Origin of the sequence: Sphingomonas aerolata (genome assembly GCF_003046295.1) — a bacterium.
GTDB lineage: Bacteria > Pseudomonadota > Alphaproteobacteria > Sphingomonadales > Sphingomonadaceae > Sphingomonas > Sphingomonas aerolata.
Genome location: NZ_PZZN01000001.1, coordinates 135,116 through 153,133, shown reverse-complemented (window position 1 = coordinate 153,133; position 18,018 = coordinate 135,116). Strand labels below are relative to the sequence as shown.

The 18,018-nt window shown below is 66.4% G+C and carries 19 protein-coding genes and 1 tRNA gene; 8 read left to right on the top strand and 12 right to left on the bottom strand.

Annotated elements, in window-relative coordinates:
- Positions 1 to 416: 416 nt before the first annotated feature.
- The gene (locus C8J24_RS00755; protein ID WP_107929653.1) at positions 417 to 848 is read left to right on the top strand and encodes a c-type cytochrome; all 432 of its coding nucleotides are present in this window, start codon (positions 417 to 419) and stop codon (positions 846 to 848) included.
- Between the two features lie 6 nt (positions 849 to 854).
- Here C8J24_RS00755 and C8J24_RS00750 read toward each other — a convergent pair.
- Positions 855 to 931, bottom strand: a tRNA-Arg gene (locus tag C8J24_RS00750).
- Between the two features lie 106 nt (positions 932 to 1,037).
- Between C8J24_RS00750 and C8J24_RS00745 the strand changes: the two genes are divergently transcribed.
- Positions 1,038 to 1,739: a queuosine precursor transporter gene (locus C8J24_RS00745; RefSeq protein WP_051916672.1), complete on the top strand. Its 702-nt coding sequence runs from the start codon at positions 1,038 to 1,040 to the stop codon at positions 1,737 to 1,739.
- Positions 1,740 to 1,866: 127 nt separating this feature from the next.
- Here the strand turns inward: C8J24_RS00745 and purQ are convergent, their stop codons facing one another.
- The 6 genes from purQ to C8J24_RS00715 all read right to left on the bottom strand — a co-directional run bounded on the left by purQ (position 1,867) and on the right by C8J24_RS00715 (position 7,098).
- On the bottom strand, positions 1,867 to 2,535 hold the full coding sequence (gene purQ, locus C8J24_RS00740; protein ID WP_107929651.1) for a phosphoribosylformylglycinamidine synthase subunit PurQ: 669 nt from the start codon (positions 2,533 to 2,535) through the stop codon (positions 1,867 to 1,869).
- A 13-nt stretch (positions 2,536 to 2,548) separates the two neighbouring features.
- Positions 2,549 to 2,779, bottom strand: coding sequence for a phosphoribosylformylglycinamidine synthase subunit PurS (gene purS, locus C8J24_RS00735; protein WP_107929648.1), 231 nt, complete (start codon positions 2,777 to 2,779; stop codon positions 2,549 to 2,551).
- Entirely contained in the window at positions 2,780 to 3,559 is a 780-nt protein-coding gene (gene purC / locus C8J24_RS00730) for a phosphoribosylaminoimidazolesuccinocarboxamide synthase (RefSeq protein ID WP_031396310.1), read from the bottom strand.
- 149 nt (positions 3,560 to 3,708) lie between these two features.
- The gene (locus C8J24_RS00725) at positions 3,709 to 4,812 is read right to left on the bottom strand and encodes an acyltransferase family protein (RefSeq protein WP_146163609.1); all 1,104 of its coding nucleotides are present in this window, start codon (positions 4,810 to 4,812) and stop codon (positions 3,709 to 3,711) included.
- A gap of 140 nt (positions 4,813 to 4,952) precedes the next feature.
- A complete protein-coding gene (gene kynU / locus C8J24_RS00720) occupies positions 4,953 to 6,167 on the bottom strand; it encodes a kynureninase (protein WP_107929644.1) in 1,215 nt (404 codons plus the stop codon).
- 34 nt (positions 6,168 to 6,201) lie between these two features.
- Positions 6,202 to 7,098 (bottom strand): alpha/beta hydrolase, encoded by an 897-nt coding sequence (locus C8J24_RS00715; protein WP_107929642.1) that lies wholly within the window; start codon positions 7,096 to 7,098, stop codon positions 6,202 to 6,204.
- A 223-nt stretch (positions 7,099 to 7,321) separates the two neighbouring features.
- Here C8J24_RS00715 and parC point away from each other — a divergent pair, with 223 nt between their 5' ends.
- Together parC and C8J24_RS00705 are read left to right on the top strand one after the other, a co-directional pair.
- Positions 7,322 to 9,571: a DNA topoisomerase IV subunit A gene (gene parC / locus C8J24_RS00710; protein ID WP_037530076.1), complete on the top strand. Its 2,250-nt coding sequence runs from the start codon at positions 7,322 to 7,324 to the stop codon at positions 9,569 to 9,571.
- 186 nt (positions 9,572 to 9,757) lie between these two features.
- Complete coding sequence (locus C8J24_RS00705; protein WP_107929640.1) at positions 9,758 to 11,434, top strand: putative bifunctional diguanylate cyclase/phosphodiesterase; 1,677 nt, start codon at positions 9,758 to 9,760, stop codon at positions 11,432 to 11,434.
- A 4-nt stretch (positions 11,435 to 11,438) separates the two neighbouring features.
- Here the strand turns inward: C8J24_RS00705 and C8J24_RS00700 are convergent, their stop codons facing one another.
- From C8J24_RS00700 to C8J24_RS00685, 4 genes are all read right to left on the bottom strand, one after another.
- On the bottom strand, positions 11,439 to 12,632 hold the full coding sequence (locus C8J24_RS00700) for a CCA tRNA nucleotidyltransferase (RefSeq protein WP_107929638.1): 1,194 nt from the start codon (positions 12,630 to 12,632) through the stop codon (positions 11,439 to 11,441).
- The gene (locus C8J24_RS00695; RefSeq protein WP_031395196.1) at positions 12,623 to 13,219 is read right to left on the bottom strand and encodes a CoA pyrophosphatase; all 597 of its coding nucleotides are present in this window, start codon (positions 13,217 to 13,219) and stop codon (positions 12,623 to 12,625) included. The genes C8J24_RS00700 and C8J24_RS00695 overlap by 10 nt, the downstream gene beginning before the upstream one ends.
- Complete coding sequence (locus tag C8J24_RS00690) at positions 13,216 to 13,806, bottom strand: DUF1285 domain-containing protein (protein WP_081877670.1); 591 nt, start codon at positions 13,804 to 13,806, stop codon at positions 13,216 to 13,218. The genes C8J24_RS00695 and C8J24_RS00690 overlap by 4 nt, the downstream gene beginning before the upstream one ends.
- Positions 13,807 to 13,882: 76 nt before the next feature.
- A complete protein-coding gene (locus tag C8J24_RS00685) occupies positions 13,883 to 14,392 on the bottom strand; it encodes a GNAT family N-acetyltransferase (RefSeq protein ID WP_107929636.1) in 510 nt (169 codons plus the stop codon).
- Between the two features lie 138 nt (positions 14,393 to 14,530).
- Between C8J24_RS00685 and C8J24_RS00680 the strand changes: the two genes are divergently transcribed.
- Positions 14,531 to 14,902, top strand: coding sequence for a dihydroneopterin aldolase (locus C8J24_RS00680; RefSeq protein WP_031395199.1), 372 nt, complete (start codon positions 14,531 to 14,533; stop codon positions 14,900 to 14,902).
- 4 nt (positions 14,903 to 14,906) lie between these two features.
- Positions 14,907 to 15,197 carry a Rossmann fold domain-containing protein gene (locus C8J24_RS00675; RefSeq protein WP_107929634.1) on the top strand — a complete coding sequence of 97 codons (291 nt, stop codon included), beginning with the start codon at positions 14,907 to 14,909 and terminating at the stop codon, positions 15,195 to 15,197.
- A 24-nt stretch (positions 15,198 to 15,221) separates the two neighbouring features.
- Here the strand turns inward: C8J24_RS00675 and C8J24_RS00670 are convergent, their stop codons facing one another.
- Positions 15,222 to 16,181 carry a hypothetical protein gene (locus C8J24_RS00670; RefSeq protein WP_244180314.1) on the bottom strand — a complete coding sequence of 320 codons (960 nt, stop codon included), beginning with the start codon at positions 16,179 to 16,181 and terminating at the stop codon, positions 15,222 to 15,224.
- 254 nt (positions 16,182 to 16,435) lie between these two features.
- Here C8J24_RS00670 and C8J24_RS00665 point away from each other — a divergent pair, with 254 nt between their 5' ends.
- Both C8J24_RS00665 and C8J24_RS00660 read left to right on the top strand, forming a co-directional pair.
- Positions 16,436 to 17,116, top strand: coding sequence for an energy transducer TonB (locus tag C8J24_RS00665; RefSeq protein WP_056406249.1), 681 nt, complete (start codon positions 16,436 to 16,438; stop codon positions 17,114 to 17,116).
- 51 nt (positions 17,117 to 17,167) lie between these two features.
- Positions 17,168 to 17,962 carry a MotA/TolQ/ExbB proton channel family protein gene (locus tag C8J24_RS00660; RefSeq protein ID WP_031395815.1) on the top strand — a complete coding sequence of 265 codons (795 nt, stop codon included), beginning with the start codon at positions 17,168 to 17,170 and terminating at the stop codon, positions 17,960 to 17,962.
- Positions 17,963 to 18,018: the final 56 nt, after the last annotated feature.

The window sequence follows — 18,018 nt, the reverse complement described above, 5'->3', positions numbered from 1 at the left end:
CTGGAGATCGAGATGCGAGTCGGCGATCCCGATTGCGCTGGGTGTGGTCTGCACCGGACAATGCCGCCAAAGCGGGGAGGGATGGTGCTGCGCGCCCCGCCGGCCCGTGTGACTGAAAACTGGCGGGGCGCTGAAGGTTACGCGATACTCGGCAACGCCTCTGCCCATGGCTTATGCCAAGCAGTCGTGAATTGAAAATGAACGGGGCGCCCCGCCCGTCCGTGCGACACTCTCGTATCCGGGCGGGGCGCCGAGGACGCGATGCCGTATCGGCACTGCGTCGCTGACGACAAGCTAGCATCGGCGGCGAAACTTGACAGCACCGCTCGTCACGCCGCTGCCTCGTTTCGCCCGAAATTTTGCGCTAGGCGGGGGACGCGGCCGTTCGGACGGGCCGGTGGTATCGGAGCGAAGGCATGCGGAGGATCGGGGTGACACTTGGGCTGATGCTCGTCGGCGCATGCCAGCAGACGGGCGATGGCCGGGATGCCGCCGCCGTGGAACGCCGCGTGGTGGTCGGGACGCTGACGGGCGATCCCGTCGCCGGTGCCCGCGTGTTCGTTCAGTGCAAGGCCTGCCACACGATCGGTGCGGACGCAGTCGATACCGATGGCCCCAATCTTTATGACGTGGTCGACGGCCCGGTCGCGCAACGCCGGCCGCGATTTGCCTATACCGCGGCGTTGCAGGCGATGGGCGGGCGCTGGGATGCAGCGCGGCTCGATGCGTGGCTTCGGGCACCGCAGGGCCTGGTGCCGGGGACGACGATGCGCTTTGCCGGTCTATCCGATGCGCAGCAGCGCGCCGACGTGATCGCCTATCTCGCGACCTATCGTCGAGACCGATAGGGATATTGGCGCGCCCGGAGGGAGTCGAACCCCCGACCGAGGAGGTAGAAGCTCCTTGCTCTATCCAACTGAGCTACGGGCGCGCACAGCTTCCGATTAGCGTGCATTGCACGAGCTTGGAACCGTCATCATAACGAGGCGATGAATATCGTGGATCACGACGCGCCCGAGCCCGTGGCGGCCACTGCCATGCGCAGCGAACAGTTCCGCTATTTCGATTTCGTGATGGCGGCATTCGTCACGATCCTGCTGCTGTCCAACGTCATCGGCGCGGGCAAGCGGGCGGTGATCGACCTGCCGTTCATCGGTGCCTGGCCGTTCGGCGCGGGGATCCTGTTCTTTCCGGTCAGCTATGTGATCGGCGACGTGCTGACCGAAGTCTACGGCTATGCGCGCGCGCGCCGCTGTATCTGGGCCGGGTTCGGCGCGATGCTCTTCATGGTGTTCATGTCGACGGTCGTCGTCGCGCTGCCGCCGGACGCGGGATGGACGGGGCAGGCGGCGTATGAGTCGGTGTTCGGACAGGTGCCGCGGATCGTGCTGGCCTCGATCTGTGCGTTCTGGGTGGGCGAGTTCGCCAACAGCTTCGTGCTCGCGCGGATGAAGATCTGGACCAAGGGCCGCATGCTGTGGACGCGGACGATCGGCAGCACGGTGGTGGGGCAGGCGTTCGACAGCCTGATCTTCTATCCACTGGCCTTTTACGGCGCGCCCGACTGGCCGGTCGAGGCGATGCTGATGGTGATGGTCAGCCAGTTCGCGCTGAAGGTGTCGTGGGAGGTACTGCTGACGCCGCTGACCTATGTCGCGGTGGGGTGGCTCAAGCGGCGCGAGGGGGTCGATGTGTATGACGAGGGGACGGACTTCTCGCCGTTCCGGACGCGGGTTTGAGCCTGTCGCATGAGATCCGCTTCCGCCCCCACCCGTTCGTGCTGAGCGAAGTCGAAGCATCTGGGTCTCAGGCCCTTCGACTTCGCTCAGGGCGAACGGATGGGGTGGGGTGGGGTGACGAACCCGATTAAGCGCTGACGGCTTCCATCAGGCCTTCGAACAGGCGTCGGCCATCCGTGCCGCCATGCGCTGCTTCGATCCGACGTTCCGGGTGCGGCATCATGCCGAGCACGTTGCCGTCCGCATTCAGAAGGCCAGCGATGTTGCGCGCCGATCCGTTGACGCTCTCGGCATAGCGGAAGGCGACGCGGCCTTCGCCCTCGAGGCGGTCGAGCGTCTCGGTATCGGCGAAGTAATTGCCGTCATGATGCGCGACCGGGAAGGAGACGCGTTCGCCAGCGCTATAGCCAGACGTGAAGCGGCTCGAGGACGTCTCGACAGTCAGCGCGACGTCACGGCAGACGAAGTTCAGCCCCTGGTTGCGCATCAGCGCGCCGGGCAGGAGCCCCGCCTCGGTCAGCACCTGGAAGCCGTTGCAGATGCCGAGCACGGGCAGGCCCTTGCCAGCCTGCTCGACAACCGCGCGCATGATCGGCGAGCGTGCGGCGATCGCGCCCGAGCGCAGGTAATCGCCGTAGGAGAAGCCGCCGGGCACCGCGACCAGCCCGACATCGCCCGGCAGCTCGGCGTCGCCGTGCCAGACCATGGTCGGCTTGACGCCGGTCACCGTTTCCAGCGCGACGGCGATGTCACGGTCGCAGTTGGAGCCGGGAAAGACGATGACCGCAGTCTTCATGATTTTACCACCTTCATGCCTTTTCGACCCGGTAATTCTCGATCACCGTGTTGGCGAGCAGCTTGCGGCACATGCCGTCGATCGTCGCGTCGTCGGTATCGTCGGCGACCTCCAGCTCGATCAGCTTGCCCTGGCGGACGTCCTGCACGCCCTCGAAGCCGAGGCTGCCGAGCGCGTGGTGGATGGCGCGGCCCTGCGGGTCGAGCACGCCGGGCTTGAGTGTCACGAAAACCTTGAGTTTCATTTACTTGCCCCGGTTCTTGCGATGCTTTTCGAGGTCGAGGACCGAATTGTCGCCACCTTCGGGCAACAGGCCAAGACGGCGTGCAACCTCCTGATAGGCCTCGACTTCGCCGCCGAGATCGCGGCGGAAGCGGTCCTTGTCCATCTTCTCGTTGGTTTCCATGTCCCACAGACGGCAGCCATCGGGGCTGATCTCGTCCGCGAGGATGATGCGGCCATAATCGTTGTCGAAGATGCGGCCGAATTCGAGCTTGAAGTCGACGAGGCGGATGCCGACGCCGGCGAACAGGCCACACAGGAAATCGTTCACGCGAATTGCGAGGTCGGCGATGTCGTGCATCTCCTCCTGGCTCGCCCAGCCGAACGCGGCGATATGCTCGTCGGAGATCATCGGATCGCCGAGCGCATCGTCCTTGTAGTAATATTCGATGATCGTGCGGGGCAGCTTGGTGCCCTCCTCGATCCCGAGACGCTTCGAGATCGAACCCGCGGCGACGTTGCGCACGACGACTTCGATTGGGACGATCTCGACCTGGCGGATCAGCTGCTCGCGCATGTTGAGCCGGCGGATGAAGTGCGTCGGCACGCCGATATGATCGAGCAGCGTGAAGATGTGCTCGGAAATCCGGTTGTTGAGCACGCCCTTGCCGTTGATCGTGCCCTTCTTCTGGGCATTGAACGCGGTCGCGTCGTCCTTGAAATACTGGATCAGCGTGCCGGGCTCGGGACCCTCGTAGAGGATCTTGGCCTTGCCTTCGTAGATCTGGCGGCGGCGAGCCATGCGCGGTCCCCTGAAAATTGAGCGGCCCCGACCCCCACGATAATCTTCGCGGAGCCGAGGCCGGAATAGGCCGCGCCTATAGGCGAAGGGCGCGGGCGGTGCAATCGGATCGGCGTGCCACTGTGCACGCAATAAAGGGGCCGTCGATGCTAACCGGCGACTTCGGGAAGCGGCTGATCTACCGGCGCCGCCCGGGCGGGGCGGGCCGGGGTCAGTCGGCGAACGAGACCGAGAAGCGGTTTCTCGACCAGCAGATGGGCGAGCAGGCCGATGATGATCGCGATGATGACGATCAGGATCACGACGGGTTGCTGCGGCAGTCGGCTGACCGCGGGGATCTTCACTAGCCATCCATAGCCCATCATCACGAAGGCATGGGTGAGATACAGCGCATAGGAGGCATCACCGAGCAGGACGAGGAACCGCGCAACCGCGGTGCGTGGTGCACCGATCGTCAAGACGCTGGCGACGACGACGACTGCGGGAAGGCCCCACGCCGCGATGCGCGGCAGTTCGGGCAGGCTGGTGGTGGCGTCGTGCGCGACGAACAGCGGCACGACGGCCATGACCGCCATCGCGACAAGTGCCATGACGGGCGGCACGGGCCAGGCCCGTTCGCGGCGTGTCCAGGCGGCATAGCCATATCCGAGGACGAGGCCGAAGCAGAATTCGAGCGATAGCGGGCTTGCGAGAAACTTGGCGGTGGCGGTCGCAGGCATCAGCGAGCCCGCGACCTGCAGGCACAGGATCGCCGCAATCGTTGCGATCACCGATAGCGTCGCCGAGCGCGCCCAGAGCGTGGCCGCGAACAGAAGGTAGAAATACATTTCAAAGACGAGCGTCCACGCGGTTCCGAGTAGCGCATTGCCCGGCAGCAGGATCAGCGCGCCGGCGATCGTCCGTGCGGGATAATGGTTGGAAGCAAGGAATCCCATCGCCGAGATCGTCAGGACGGCGAGGCAGCACAACCAGTAGAAGGGGTAGATGCGGGTTGCGCGGCGGAACAGGAAGGTCCCGGGTGTCGGCGGGCCGCGGCGATCCCTGAACGTGACGTGGAACATGATGAAGCCGCTGATGACGAAGAATATGTCGACGCCGGACGCGCCCGATGTCGTCAGCCAATCGGGACTGAACTTCCCGATCGCACCCCCCGATTCCTCCAGCGTGTGATGGACGACGACGGCCAGCGCCGCGATCGCACGCAGCATCTGTATGCCGTATAATTCGACATGATCCGACTGTTTGATTGTCACTGTTACGCCCCCGCGGCGCGACGCTCCCCATGCGTCGCGCCTATCGGCTAACAGATCGTACAGTGAAAGTCAGGGTTGGTTCGTCGGATGCAAAGCGGCGTTATTTTACAACTCTTGGCCGTCAGCGAAGGCTACTATTCTCAGGTAACGGCAAGTCGTTCCGAATACTGTGGATTCTGCCACTCTCCGGTTTCGACGATCTTTTTCAGCATCTCGCCCGCGCACCAGACGTCTTCATGACTGAGATAGAGCGGGGTCAGGCCGAGGCGGAGGATGTCGGGGTCGCGGAAGTCGCCGATGACGCCGTGCGCGATGAGCGCCTGCGTGATCGCATGCGCATGGGGGTGGCGGAAGCTGATATGGCTGCCGCGCTGGGCGGGATCGCGCGGACTGACGCAGTCGAGGCCGAGCGCGTCACCGGCGGCGGCGAGGATGTCGAACAGACGGGCGCTTTTGGCGGCGACGGCGTGCTGGTCGATGTCGGCCCAGAGATCGAGCGCGGTTTCGAGCGCGGCGGTCGACAGCATCGCGGGGGTGCCCGCGAGCCAGCGCTTCATCCCCGGCGCGGGGCGATAGGCGTCCTCGAACGCGAAGGGCGCGGCGTGGCCCATCCAGCCGGACAGCGGGCTGGCGAGCCTGTCCTGCCAGCGCGTCGCGACATAGATAAAGGCGGGCGCGCCGGGGCCGCCGTTGAGGTATTTGTACGTGCAGCCGACCGCCAGATCGGCGTCGGCGCCGTTCAGGTCGATCGGCACCGCGCCGACGCTGTGGCTGAGGTCCCAGAGCATCAGCGCGCCGGCATCGTGGGCGCGGGCGGTCCACGCGGTCATGTCGAAGCGCTCGCCGGTCTTGTAGTGGACATGGGTGAGCAGCAGCACCGCGGTGTCCTCGTCCAGCGCCTCTGCGAGATCCGCGCGCGCGACCACCTTCAGCCGGGCGCCGGGGACGCAGGCGACCGCGCCCTCGGCGATGTGGAGGTCGGTCGGGAAATTGCCGGCCTCGCTCAGCACCGTGTGGCGGTCGGGGTTGGCGCGCAACGCCGCGACGAGCGCCTTGAACAGATGCGTCGAGGTCGTGTCGCCGATGATCACCTCGTCGGCGGCGGCGCCGATTAGCGGGGCGATCTTCGCGCCGATCCGCTGCGGCGCGTCGATCCAGCCCTCGTTCCAGCTGCGGATCAGCCGGTCGCCCCATTGCCGGGTCGCGACGTCGGCGAGCGCGGCGGGCGTCGCCTTGGGGAGCGCGCCGAGTGAATTGCCGTCGAGATAGATGACGCCTTCCGGCAGCGCGAACTGCGCCCGGTACGCTGCCAGAGGATCGGCGGCGTCGAGTGCGCGGGCTTCGTCGAGGGTCATGGTCGGGCCTTTGTAGATACGGGCGGGTTCACGGTCATTTCAGGGCAGCCGCGATCAGCCGTTTCGCCTCCGCCCAGGCCGCTGTCTCGGGTGCGACGAGTTCGACATGGCCGGTTGCCGGGATGGTGTGGAGGAGGGCGGTGTCGCCTGCGGTTTTTGCCTTGGCGACATAGTCGGTGGCGAAGGGGAAGGGGATGATCCGGTCCTCGCGACCGTTGACGAGCTCCTGCGCTATGCCGAGCGGGAGAAGGCGCGGCACCGAGGTGTCGGCGTACACGTCCGCGCGGGCCGCGCTGGGCGTGCCGACGAGCTTGGCGACGACCTCCGTGCCGCAGCCATTGGCGGGGGTGGCCGCCGTCACCTCAAGATCGGGCAGGCCGCCGAGGCTGATGACATGGTCGATGCGGAGCGGCGCGCTGCTGTGAAGCGGGCTGGCAGCAGGAATCTTTGCGCGGGCGGCGAGCCAGAGCGCGAGATGGCCGCCGGCGGAATGGCCGATCGCGACGATGCGGCGCGTGTCGAGACTGAAGGTCGCCGCGTTCGCAGTGAGCGCGTCGGTCGCCTTCGCCGCGTCCTCGAAGCTCCCCGGATAACCTCCGCCGGCGCGGTCGACGCCGCGATAATCGATGTTCCAGACCGCGATGCCGTCCGTGCGAAGATCGTCTGCGACCCAGTTCATCAGGCTGCGATCGGCGATGCTCGTCGTCCAGCAGCCGCCATGGACCATCACCACGACCGGGAAGGGGCCTTTGCCCTTCGGGCGCCAGACATCGACCTTCTGCATCTGGTCGGGACCATAGGCGATGGTCGCGTCGGGGCTGGGCTTCGGCCGTTTGACGAGGTCGGGCCAGGTCAGGAGCTTGGGTGCGGGCGGTTCGGCGATCACCGGTGTGGAGATGGCGGCGAGTGCGAGAAAGGCAAGGCGGATCATGGGGTTGCGTAGCCTTTCGGGGAGTGGGTGAGGGACGCAGGAGCGGTCGTGGTCCGACGGTGGCGGACGTTGCGGGTTGGCGCAATATCGAGTGGGGGCTTTGGCTCTGGATCCTGACGTTCGTCAGGAGGACGGGGAGGCGGGTAAGGACAGGGAGGCGTGGTCGGGGTGTTGAGAACAACAGTGGAACCTTTGGGCCGCGCTTGCTATCCACAAGGCAACTATGGTCACAGATTTCAAAGATCCCTTCGATTCCATCGTCGACGCCCCCTTCGACAGCGCGCTGAGCGAGCGGTATCTCGTCTATGCGCTCTCGACGATCACCGCGCGGTCGTTGCCCGATGTGCGCGACGGGATGAAGCCGGTGCACCGGCGGCTGCTCTGGGCGATGCGACTGCTGAAGCTCGATCCGAGCCAGGGCTACAAGAAATGCGCACGCGTCGTCGGCGACGTGATCGGCAAATATCATCCGCATGGCGACCAGTCGGTCTATGACGCGATGGTCCGGCTCGCGCAGACCTTCTCGCTGCGCTATCCGCTGGTCGACGGGCAGGGCAATTTCGGCAATATCGACGGAGATAACGCCGCCGCGTACCGCTATACCGAGGCACGGCTGACGCAGGTTGCGGTCGACCTGATGGACGGGCTCGACGAGGATGCGGCCAATCTTCGCCCGACCTACAATGGCGAGGACGAGGAGCCCGAGCTGTTCCCCGGCATGTTCCCCAATCTGCTCGCGAATGGCGCGAGCGGGATCGCGGTCGGGATGGCGACGAGCATCCCGCCGCACAACGCCGCCGAGCTGATCGAGGCGGCGATCCTGCTGGTTGATCAGCCCGATGCCGACAATGACGCGATCCTGGCGCATGTGACGGGGCCGGACTTTCCGACCGGCGGGCTGGTCGTCGATCCGCCCGCGGTGATCCGCGAATCCTATGCCACCGGGCGCGGCGGGTTCCGGGTGCGCGCGCGCTGGGAGATCGAGCGCGAAAAGGGCGGGATGTGGACGCTGATCGTGTCAGAGATCCCGTATGGCGTCCAGAAGGGCAAGCTGATCGAACAGATCGCCGACCTGATCAACGCCAAGCGCCTGCCGATCCTGGCGGACGTGCGCGACGAATCGGATGCCGAGATCCGCATCGTGCTGGAACCGCGGAGCCGGACGGTCGATCCGCAGGTGCTGATGGACGGGCTGTTCCGGCTGACCGATCTCGAGACGCGGGTCAGCCTCAACCTTAACGTGCTCGACAAGGATCGCACGCCGCGCGTGATGTCGCTGCGCGAGGCGCTGGCGGCCTGGGTCGAACATCAGTTCGTCGTGCTGACGCGGCGCACGCAGCACCGGCTGGAAAAGATAGCGGACCGGATCGAACTGCTCGACGGCTATCTGATCGCCTATCTCAACCTCGACCGCGTGATCGAGATCATCCGTACCGAGGACGAGCCGAAAAAGGTGATGATCGCCGAGTTCAACCTGACCGATCGTCAGGCGGAGGCGATCCTGAACATGCGGCTGCGGTCGCTTCGCCGGCTCGAAGAGTTCGAGATCAAGACCGAGCGCGACAAGCTCGACAAGGAACAGGCGACGCTGACCGCGTTGCTCGCCGATCCCAAGCTGCAGAAGAAGCGGATGAAGGCGGACCTGCGCAAGATCCGCGACCGCTATGGCGCGGAGACGCTGCTCGGCAAGCGGCGCACGACGATCGAGGAGGCCGCACCAACGCGCGACATCCCGCTCGAGGCGATGATCGAGCGCGAGCCGATCACCGTGATCCTGTCGCAGCGCGGCTGGATCCGGGCGATGCGCGGGCACAATGATCTGGCCAGCCCCGAGGCGCTGAAGTTCAAGGAGGGCGACGGCCCCGCCTTCGCCTTCCATGCGCAGACGACCGACAAGCTGCTGCTCGCGGCGGAGAATGGGCGGTTCTTCACGCTGGCGGCGGACAAGCTGCCGGGTGGGCGCGGCTTTGGCGAGCCGGTGCGCGCGATGATCGATCTGGACGGCAGCGTCGGGATCGTCGCGCTCTTGCCCGCGGCGCGGCAGGCCAAGCTGATGGTCGCGGCGACCGATGGCCGCGCGTTCATCGCGACCGCGGCGGACGTGATCGCGGAGACGCGCAAGGGCAAGACGGTGATGACGCCGCGGATCGGCGAGAAGGTGAAGCTGGTCCGTCCGGTCGACCCCGCGGACGATTATGTCGCGGCGATCGGCGACAACCGCAAGCTGCTGGTGTTCCCGATCAACGAGCTGGTCGAGATGAATCGCGGGCAGGGGGTGCAGCTCCAGCGTTACCGGGACGGCGGGCTGGCCGATGCGATCACCTTCGTCTTCGCCAACGGCTTGAGCTGGGCGATGGGCGGCGAAACCAAACGCACGCGGACCGAGGCGGATCTGGGGCCGTGGCGTACGGCGCGCGGCGCGGCCGGGCGGATGCCCCCCACTGGTTTTCCCCGCGACAACCGATTCGGCTGAAATTCGTCTATGCTAAGGCGATGCGTGCTGACCATCGCGATCTGACTCCAGGGTAAATCGGGGGCCAGCGGCCGGGTCGTCGCGGACTGGTGCCGGGCTGTCTGAACCGGCGTTGAAATAATCGTACTCGTTTTGGGTCTTTTGTAAATTTCACGCGGCCTTAACGAAGCCGGGTTAGGCAGGACTATGGAATGGGTTCTTCACGAGGCCGAACAACCGGCAACCGTCTCGGCTGAACTCGTCGCGCGGGGCCTCGAGCTGAGCCCGATTCCGATGGTCCACCTGACGCTCGAGAACGGTGGGCTCGAGCTGTTCGCGATGAACCGGGCCTATCGCCTCGCCGGGCTGGGCGTCGTCGCGACGCGGTCGCCGATGATCGCTGATCTGGGCGATCGGATCATCGCCTTTCTGCTGACGTCGCAGACCCGACTCGACTTCGACTGGGCCTTTGGCGACACGATCGATTGCCGGCATTACCGCGTGACGATCGCGCGGAGCAGCGCAGCGATCCACGACCGCTGCACGCTGAGCTTCGTCGACCGGACCTCGCAGATCCATACCGAACGCAGCATGCGGCGCGAGATGACCACCGACAGCCTGACCGGGCTGCTCAACCGCGAAGGGTTCGAGGATCTGGTCGAGTCGGTCGAGGATCACGCCGCGCGCGCGGTCCTGGCGATCGATATCGACCGGTTCGGGCGGCTGAACGCGTGTCTGGGTTCGCTGGTCGGCGACGAGATGCTGATCACCGTCGCGCGGCGGATCAAGGGCGCGCTGCGGGTCCGCGATACGCTGGCGCGGGTCGGCGGCGGGCAGTTTGCGGTGCTGATGACGATCGACGAGGATCCCGCAGAGGCACTGCGTCTCGCCGACCGGATCCAGCGCGCGCTGATCGCACCGTTCCGCCTGACCGATTACGAGATCCGCGTCGAATGCTCGATCGGCATCGCCTATGGCCGGGACGAGACCGGCGACACCGCCGAGATGATCCGCCACGCGCAGTTCGCGGTGAAGCGCGGCAAGGCGACGGGGCGGACCGAATGCTATCAGCGCCAGGAATTCGTCATCGCCCGCGAACAGTTTGGCATGGAGACCGCGCTGCGTCGCGCGATCGAGAATGATCGGCTGCGGCTTGCCTATCAGCCGATCTGCGACCTTGCGACCGGGCGTATCGTCGCGTTCGAGGCGCTGGCGCGGTGGACCGACGAGGATGGTCGCGAGATCCCGCCGACACAGTTCATTCCGGTTGCCGAGGAATCGGGGCTGATCGTTCCACTGGGGCGCTGGGCGATCGATGCGGCGGCGCGGACGCTGGCGGCGTGGGACGTGCGTGCCGGCGGGCATTGCGGCGTTCGCGTCGCGGTGAACCTGTCAGCGATCCAGCTTCAGCGCGATGCGATCGCGCCGGTGGTCGAGTCGGCGCTGTCTCGCTCGCGGCTCGGCGGCGATCGGTTCACCCTCGAACTGACCGAAAGCGCGATCGTGTCCGACCCGGACCGGATCGCGCAGGCGATGCACGCGCTGAAGGATCTCGGCACGACGCTCGCCATGGACGATTTCGGCACCGGTTATTCCAATCTCGCCTATCTCCAGAAACTGCCGATCGACGTGCTGAAGATCGACCGGAGCTTTGTGACGGGGATGCTGGCGGACCGCGACAAGGTCTCGATCGTCCGCGCGATCCTCAGTCTCGCGCAGGCGCTCAACATGCAGACGACCGCGGAGGGGATCGAGACGGGCGACTTGGCCCAGACGCTCGCGGCGCTCGGATGCACCTATGGCCAGGGCTATGTCTTCGCGCGGCCGCTCGAGGCGGCTCAGGCGTTCGACTCGATCTTCAACCGGGTCCCGATCCTGGCCTGAAGGTTCAGGCGAGCGTTTCGGTGACCGCCTTGTCGGCGATCGCATCTACCCGGGCCTGATCGGGAAAGCCCTCCGCGATCCACTGAGTCTCGATCCGCCGGCGCATTGCGGCGACGTCGGGCCCCTTGCGCAGGCCGCGTTCGACCAGCGCGCCGCCGCTGATCGGAAATGCCGGCGGCGACCAGTCGGCAATCGGCGCGACGTCCGCGCCTGCGATCAGCAACCGGTCGATCGCGCCAGCCACGCCGTGGCGATAGGCGAGTGCGCGCGGGCCTTCGTCGCCAATCCCCTGCGTCGCCGCGACGACGCGTTTGCGATTGGTGTTCGACAGTTTCAGCCGTGCAGCGACCACATCGCCGTCGCGGGCGGGGATCAGTGCGGCCAGACGCCTGATCGGATCGGGCGCAATGCCGGCGGCATCTTCGTGATCGACCAGCGCGGCCAGCTGCGCGACCCCGTCGGCGTCGATCTCGGGCAGCACCGCGCGCCAGATGCCGCGCTCGACCATCAGCGCGATCACCGCGACGGCGCGCGCCGCGACGAGCAGCTTGAGCAGTTCGGCGGCGATCCGCTCGCGGGACAGCGCCATCAGGTCGTTGGCGCGGGTGGTGCACGCCTCCAGCCCGGCGACGTCGATCTCGCTGCCGAACCGGGCGTGAAAGCGGAAGAAGCGCAGAATCCGCAGATGATCCTCCGCAATTCGCTGCAACGGATCGCCGATGAAGCGCACGCGCCCTGCGGACAGATCGTCCAGGCCACCGAAATAGTCGAAGATCTCACCGCTGACGGGATCGGCGTAGAGCGCGTTGATCGTGAAATCGCGGCGCGCCGCATCCTCGCGCCAGTCATCGGTATAGGCGATCGTTGCATGCCGCCCATCGGTCGCGACATCGCGGCGCAGCGTCGTGATCTCGACCGTTCCCCCCTCGGTCACCGCGGTGATCGTGCCATGCGCGAGCCCGGTCGGTACCGCGCGGATCCGCGCATCCTCGAGCCGTTCGAGCACCTCCTGCGGGGGGAGGCTCGTCGCGATGTCGATGTCGATCGCGCCGGTATCGGCCGGGGCCAAGCCGAGCAGCGTGTCGCGCACCGCCCCGCCGACGAACCGCGACTGCGCCGACGCCCCGCCCAGCACGGCGGTCAGCGCGGCGAGGCCGGGGCGCGTCCGCCAGGCGGCATCGGGAAGGCTCATGCCCATTGCAGTCGTCGCCTCAGATTGACGATCATCGCCGCGGTCGCGCCCCAGATGCGGCGGTCGTTCCAGATGATCTCGTAATAATGCCGCTCATGGCCCTGCCACTCGACGCTGGCTTCGACATGATTGCCCGAATCGAGCAGGAATTCGAGCGGAACCTCGAACACGTTTGCGACCTCCGCCTCGCTCGGGTGGAGCACGAGGTCGGGGGGAATGACGCCGATCACCGGCGTCACCTGGAAGCCGGTGACGGTGCGATAGGTATCGGCCTGACCGATGACGGTCACGCGGTCGCGCGGCAACGCAATCTCTTCCTCGGCTTCGCGCAGCGCGGCGGTGACGATATCCTCGCCGGGATCGATCCGGCCGCCGGGAAAGGCGATCTGGCCCGCATGCTTGCGCATCGTCTCGGTACGCTGGGTCAGGATCACGCCGGGTTCGGCACGATCGGTCACCGCGATCAGCACTGCCGCGGGCAGCAGCGTATCGCCGGGCGGCAGATCGATATCGTCACGGTCGCCGGTCAGCAGGATCATGCCTGGTTCGACACCCCGCGACAGCGCGCTGCGCAGCCGATCGGCGAGCGTCACGCGGCGATGTCTTCGGGCGACGGCATCGCGGGTTCGAGCGGGAAAAACTGGCCGTCGCTCCACAGCCCGACCGGCGACTCGCCGCCCGCGATCGCGCGGTCGGCGAGCTCGTAATAGACCGGCCGGGCGACCACCGCCTCCATCCCGCCACGGACCATCAGATAGGGTCGCGGGCCGTCTTCATCCTCGACGAAGCGGATCGGGTGCGCGGCCCCCGCGGTGACGAGGTCGCCGGTGTTGAGCCGGAAGGTCAGCCTGGTCGCCGGACCCTCGCCATCGATCTTCACCTCGACCGCGACGAACGGCACGTCCTCGACGACGATGTCGAGCTTCTCGACCGGGGTAACCAGAACATAGCCGCCCGATGGCTCGCGCCTGAGGATCGTCGAGAAGAGTCGGACCATCGCCTCGCGGCCGATCGGCGTGCCCTGATGATACCAGGTCCCGTCGCGCGCGATCCGCATTTCGCTGTCGCCACAATGCGACGGATTCCATTTGTCGACCGGCGGCAGTTTCTGCTCGTCGGCGAGCCGGGCGATTTCGGCGAGGCTCAGCGAGGCAAGATCGGGGAGGGGGTCCATAGGCATGAGCGCGAGGTAGGGTGCGCATGGCCTCTCGTAAAGTCTCGCGGCAGGCGAAGCGCCAGGCCGCGCTGCGGCGTCGTCAGCCGGCTGTGCCTGGGCGCGGGCCAAGCATACCAGCGTCGTCGGGTACGGCCCCGCCCAGTGCAAGAAGCCGGTGACGTTCGACCGGACCCGGTGCCTGCCACGCGCCCGTGCGCTCGGCGGAAAAGCCGAAGAACCGGCCATAATAGTCCGGATCGCCGATCAGCATCAGCGCGTCGCCCAGATCGCTCGCCGCGGCGACCTCGAGCGCGCGCGCTACCAGCGCACGGCCGATGCCGTCGCCCTGATGCCCCGGCGCGACCGCGACCGGGCCGACCATCACCAGCGGCAGCGCCGCCTGCGCGGTCATGAGTGCGATCGGCCAGCACTGGATCGAGCCCAGCAGCACGTCGCCCGACACGGCGGCGAAGCTGAGCGTCGGGATCGCGATTCCATCGCCGCGGATCATATAGGCGGTCCGGCCATGACGATCCTGCCCGAACGCGCGGTCGAGCAGCGCCTCGACTTCGGCATCCGGGACGGCGTTCAAGGGGACGAGTTCGAACACCGGCTTCTCCAGCGCCGGCGCAGGAACGTCCGGGGCCGCGCGCTTTACGCAGCACGTCGCCGAACGCAAGCGGAACCGGCGCAGCGGCGCGTCCGCCCCGGGCCTTCCCTACGGTCGCGGCTCTGCTAGAGCGCGGCGATGCAAGACAGTCTTCAGCTCGAAGTGCACGACATGGAAGTGCAGGTGCTCACCGGAATCTATTCGGAGGAGACGCATCTGCCCCAGCCGCTGCGGATTTCGCTCACCGTCGATCTCACCTGCCCGAGCCGGTTCGATCCCGACACGCCCTTGTCGGCGTCGAAAAACTATCTCGATCTGAAACATGCCGCGACCACGGCCTTGCCGACGGGCGTGCATTTCACGCTGATCGAGGCCGTTGCCGACCATATCTGCGAAACGCTGTTCCTGCAGGACGCGCGTGTTCAGCGGGTCGCGGTGAAGATCGTCAAGCTGGCGATCGCCGAAGCGGGCGAGGCGATCGGCGTAACGCTCGTGCGACATCGTCGGTGAGATCGTGCGGCTGAACCTGAGCGAGCGTGACGATATCGCGGCGTGCGTGCGCGATGCGCGCCCGCGACTGGGCACCGACGACAGCCTGGTCGTCGTGATTCGCGAAAGCGGCGATTCGCTTTTTGCCGCCCAGGCCCGCGCCGCGATCGCGCCGCTCGCGATCGAGGCGGCGCCGGTGACACGAATCAACGCCGTCCTGTCCCATAATGGGGCGCGGGCTGCCGATGTCGAGGCGGCGATCAGCTACCTAGAGACCGCCCTGTCGACGACCGGGCAGATCCTTGAGATCCGCTGAGCGGACCCTTGATCGGCGGTCCGGTCAGCGCCGCGGGCTACGTCCGCAGGGGCCGAGCGCACGCAGAACGAATTGATAATCCTCACGCGCGATCACCGCGTCGGTGGCTGCCATCGACGCGACGCTGCGATCCGGCATGGCGGCCGGAAGCGCGCAGGCCAGCCGGTACCACAACAGCGAACCACGCGGCGGAGGGGCTGCGGCCTCGTCGACGATCTCGCTCAGCGCGACCGCCCAGCGGGGTTGCTCGCCGGGCCGCCGCAGGATCGACAGCGAGACGGGACGCTGATCCGAAGTGGTCAGGAAGATCTGCGTTTCGCCTTCGCCGGGCAGGGCGCCCGGCACGTGAAAGGCGTTGCCGATTCCGGTGATGACGGGCGGCGCGTCGGCGGCGAGCACCTCGCGGGCGATGCGGCGGACCTGCGCATCGAGGGCCGGCGTCCAGTCGCGTTGCGCGTCGCGCGCGACGAGCTGGATCTGGGCGGTCGATGTTCCGGCGGTACGTGCAAACAGCAGCACCCGCGCCTTTTTCAGCTTTGGCAGGCGACCGTTGGAATCCGGTGCAACATCAAGCAGATAGCCGAGTCTTCGGGCCACACCACCACTGCCGCGAATCAGCGCGGTTACGTCGGCCTCGACATAGAACCGGACGAGCCCGGGTGCGACATCCGCCGCCTCTGCGCCCTTGATGCGCGCGGTCGAGCGAATCGTCGCGTCGGCGATCACCGGCGCGGCGAGAACGAGATCCGCGAGGTCCGCATAGCCCGCGCCTTGGTCGGCCGCCGCGGGCTGCGCCGGACCCGCGCCAGCCGCTCCAGCGGGCGCTGCATCGCGCGCGCCTTCCCATTGCCGATCAAGCTGTTCGGGGGTCAGCGTCGTCGAGTCGCCGGCGCTGTTTTGCTGCGGCGCGGTCGGCACGGATTGCGGCGGGGGGGCCGTCTGCGCAACGATCGGGGCCGCGGCGATGACGGCGAACAGGGTCATGAGCGGTGGGATGGAACGTGGGGATATCATCGCCATGAGCTACGCGATGGCGCATGAACGTTACAGAAATAAAATTGCCATCATACGCTTGTACGTTTGTTGCGTCCGACAAAGCGTTTGCGTGTCGCATGGCGTGGCGATAGACATTGCGCACTGCCGCGTGGAATTTTTGCTTCACGGCACACGTTTGCGTTGCGCCTGCCCCCATGCGCGACTGCGTGAAGGCAGACAGAATAAGGGAGTGTCGTTGCTGAATGGCCTATGTTGACCAGAAGATGTCCTCAGGCAAAATCGTCGCGATCGTCATCGTCGCGCTGATTCATGCTGCCTTGGGCTATGCTTTCGTCACCGGCCTCGCGTTTCAATACGTGAAAAAGGCCACCGAAAAGTTAAACACGTTCGACGTGGAGCCGCCGCCACCGCCGCCTCCGCCCGACGAGCCCCCGCCGCCGCCGCCTGACCAGCCCAACCTGCCGCCGCCGCCGACCACGGTCGTCGTGCCGCCGCCGGTCGTTGTTACGCCGTCGCCCGCTCCGGCGATCACGACGTCGAACATCATCCCGCTGAGCCAGCCAACGGCACCGCCGGCGCCTCCCGCGCCGCCAGCGCCGCCGGCCCCGCCAGCAGCACCGACGGTCAGCAAGGCCGCGGGCGCCAAGGGTAATCCGGCTACGTGGGTGAGCCAGGACGACTATCCGCCGAGCGCGATCCGTGCCGGCGAACAGGGTGCGGTCGCGATGCGCTGGGACATTAATGCCCAGGGTCGTGTCGAGAACTGCACCGTGACGTCGTCGAGCGGTTCGCCTGCTCTCGATCGGGCAGCCTGTGCTGCGATGACGCGACGTGGTCGCTACTCGCCGGCGCTCGATCAGGCCGGGAACCCGATGCGTTCGAGTGCGACGCAGCGTATCCGGTGGACGTTGCCGGAAAATTAATCTGCGTCTCGGCGCACTTAGACCAACGAATCTTAAGAGGATCATCCGACCATGTTCACCACTATCCTTGCCGCGGCGGCGCCCGCAGCAGCCGAAGCCAACCCGTACGGCCTCGAAGCGGCACTTCGCGAAGGCGGTCTCATCTCCCAGACCGTGTTCGGCATTCTGGTGCTGATGTCGGTGGTTTCGTTCTACATCCTGTTCTCCAAGCTGTTCGAGCAGCAGAAGATCATCGGTCAGGGCAAGCGCGTCCGTCAGGCCTTCTGGTCGTCGAACAGCCTTCGCGAAGGTTCGGCCAAGCTCGAGAAGAACTCGGCCTACAAGCAGATCGTCGACGACGGCCTGGCCGCTCAGGAGCAGCATTCGAAGCTGACCGATCCGGTCGAGGCGCATGACTGGCTGCACGGTTCGCTCGCGCGTTCGGAAGCTGCGATCAACTCGAAGCTGGGTGGCGGTCTCGCCTTCCTCGCAACGGTCGGTTCGGTTTCGCCGTTCATCGGTCTGTTCGGTACGGTTATCGGCATCTACCGCGCACTCGTGAAGATCGGTGCATCGGGTCAGGCATCGATCGACAAGGTCGCAGGGCCGGTCGGTGAAGCACTGATCATGACCGCACTGGGTCTCGTCGTCGCGGTTCCTGCCGTGCTGTCGTACAACTGGCTGCAGCGTCGCAACAAGTCGATCGCAGAGGACCTGTCGGCCTTCTCGAACGACGTGCTCGGCTTCCTGGCATCGAACGGTGCCGTGCGTCCGATCACCGCTTCGGGCGTCAAGCCGGTTGTGGCCAAGCCTGCTACGGCGACCACGACTGCCGGTCAGACCGGTGGCGTGCCGCGCGCTAACTAAGACGCGAGAAAGGCGGGGCTGCCGTTCGCGGCAGCTCCGCTTCCTTCCCGCCGGCG

Excerpts from the sequence above, each read along its gene's own strand:
- C8J24_RS00700 (WP_107929638.1), bottom strand. The coding sequence starts at position 12,632 with ATGGGCATGAGCCTTCCCGATGCCGCCTGGCGGACGCGCCCCGGCCTC.
- C8J24_RS00660 (WP_031395815.1), top strand. The coding sequence starts at position 17,168 with ATGTTCACCACTATCCTTGCCGCGGCGGCGCCCGCAGCAGCCGAAGCC.
- C8J24_RS00705 (WP_107929640.1), top strand. The coding sequence starts at position 9,758 with ATGGAATGGGTTCTTCACGAGGCCGAACAACCGGCAACCGTCTCGGCT.
- purS (WP_107929648.1), bottom strand. The coding sequence starts at position 2,779 with ATGAAACTCAAGGTTTTCGTGACACTCAAGCCCGGCGTGCTCGACCCG.
- C8J24_RS00715 (WP_107929642.1), bottom strand. The coding sequence starts at position 7,098 with ATGATCCGCCTTGCCTTTCTCGCACTCGCCGCCATCTCCACACCGGTG.
- parC (WP_037530076.1), top strand. The coding sequence starts at position 7,322 with ATGGTCACAGATTTCAAAGATCCCTTCGATTCCATCGTCGACGCCCCC.
- C8J24_RS00755 (WP_107929653.1), top strand. The coding sequence starts at position 417 with ATGCGGAGGATCGGGGTGACACTTGGGCTGATGCTCGTCGGCGCATGC.
- C8J24_RS00690 (WP_081877670.1), bottom strand. The coding sequence starts at position 13,806 with ATGCCTATGGACCCCCTCCCCGATCTTGCCTCGCTGAGCCTCGCCGAA.
- C8J24_RS00680 (WP_031395199.1), top strand. The coding sequence starts at position 14,531 with ATGCAAGACAGTCTTCAGCTCGAAGTGCACGACATGGAAGTGCAGGTG.
- C8J24_RS00665 (WP_056406249.1), top strand. The coding sequence starts at position 16,436 with ATGGCCTATGTTGACCAGAAGATGTCCTCAGGCAAAATCGTCGCGATC.
- purC (WP_031396310.1), bottom strand. The coding sequence starts at position 3,559 with ATGGCTCGCCGCCGCCAGATCTACGAAGGCAAGGCCAAGATCCTCTAC.
- purQ (WP_107929651.1), bottom strand. The coding sequence starts at position 2,535 with ATGAAGACTGCGGTCATCGTCTTTCCCGGCTCCAACTGCGACCGTGAC.
- C8J24_RS00670 (WP_244180314.1), bottom strand. The coding sequence starts at position 16,181 with ATGACCCTGTTCGCCGTCATCGCCGCGGCCCCGATCGTTGCGCAGACG.
- kynU (WP_107929644.1), bottom strand. The coding sequence starts at position 6,167 with ATGACCCTCGACGAAGCCCGCGCACTCGACGCCGCCGATCCTCTGGCA.
- C8J24_RS00745 (WP_051916672.1), top strand. The coding sequence starts at position 1,038 with ATGCGCAGCGAACAGTTCCGCTATTTCGATTTCGTGATGGCGGCATTC.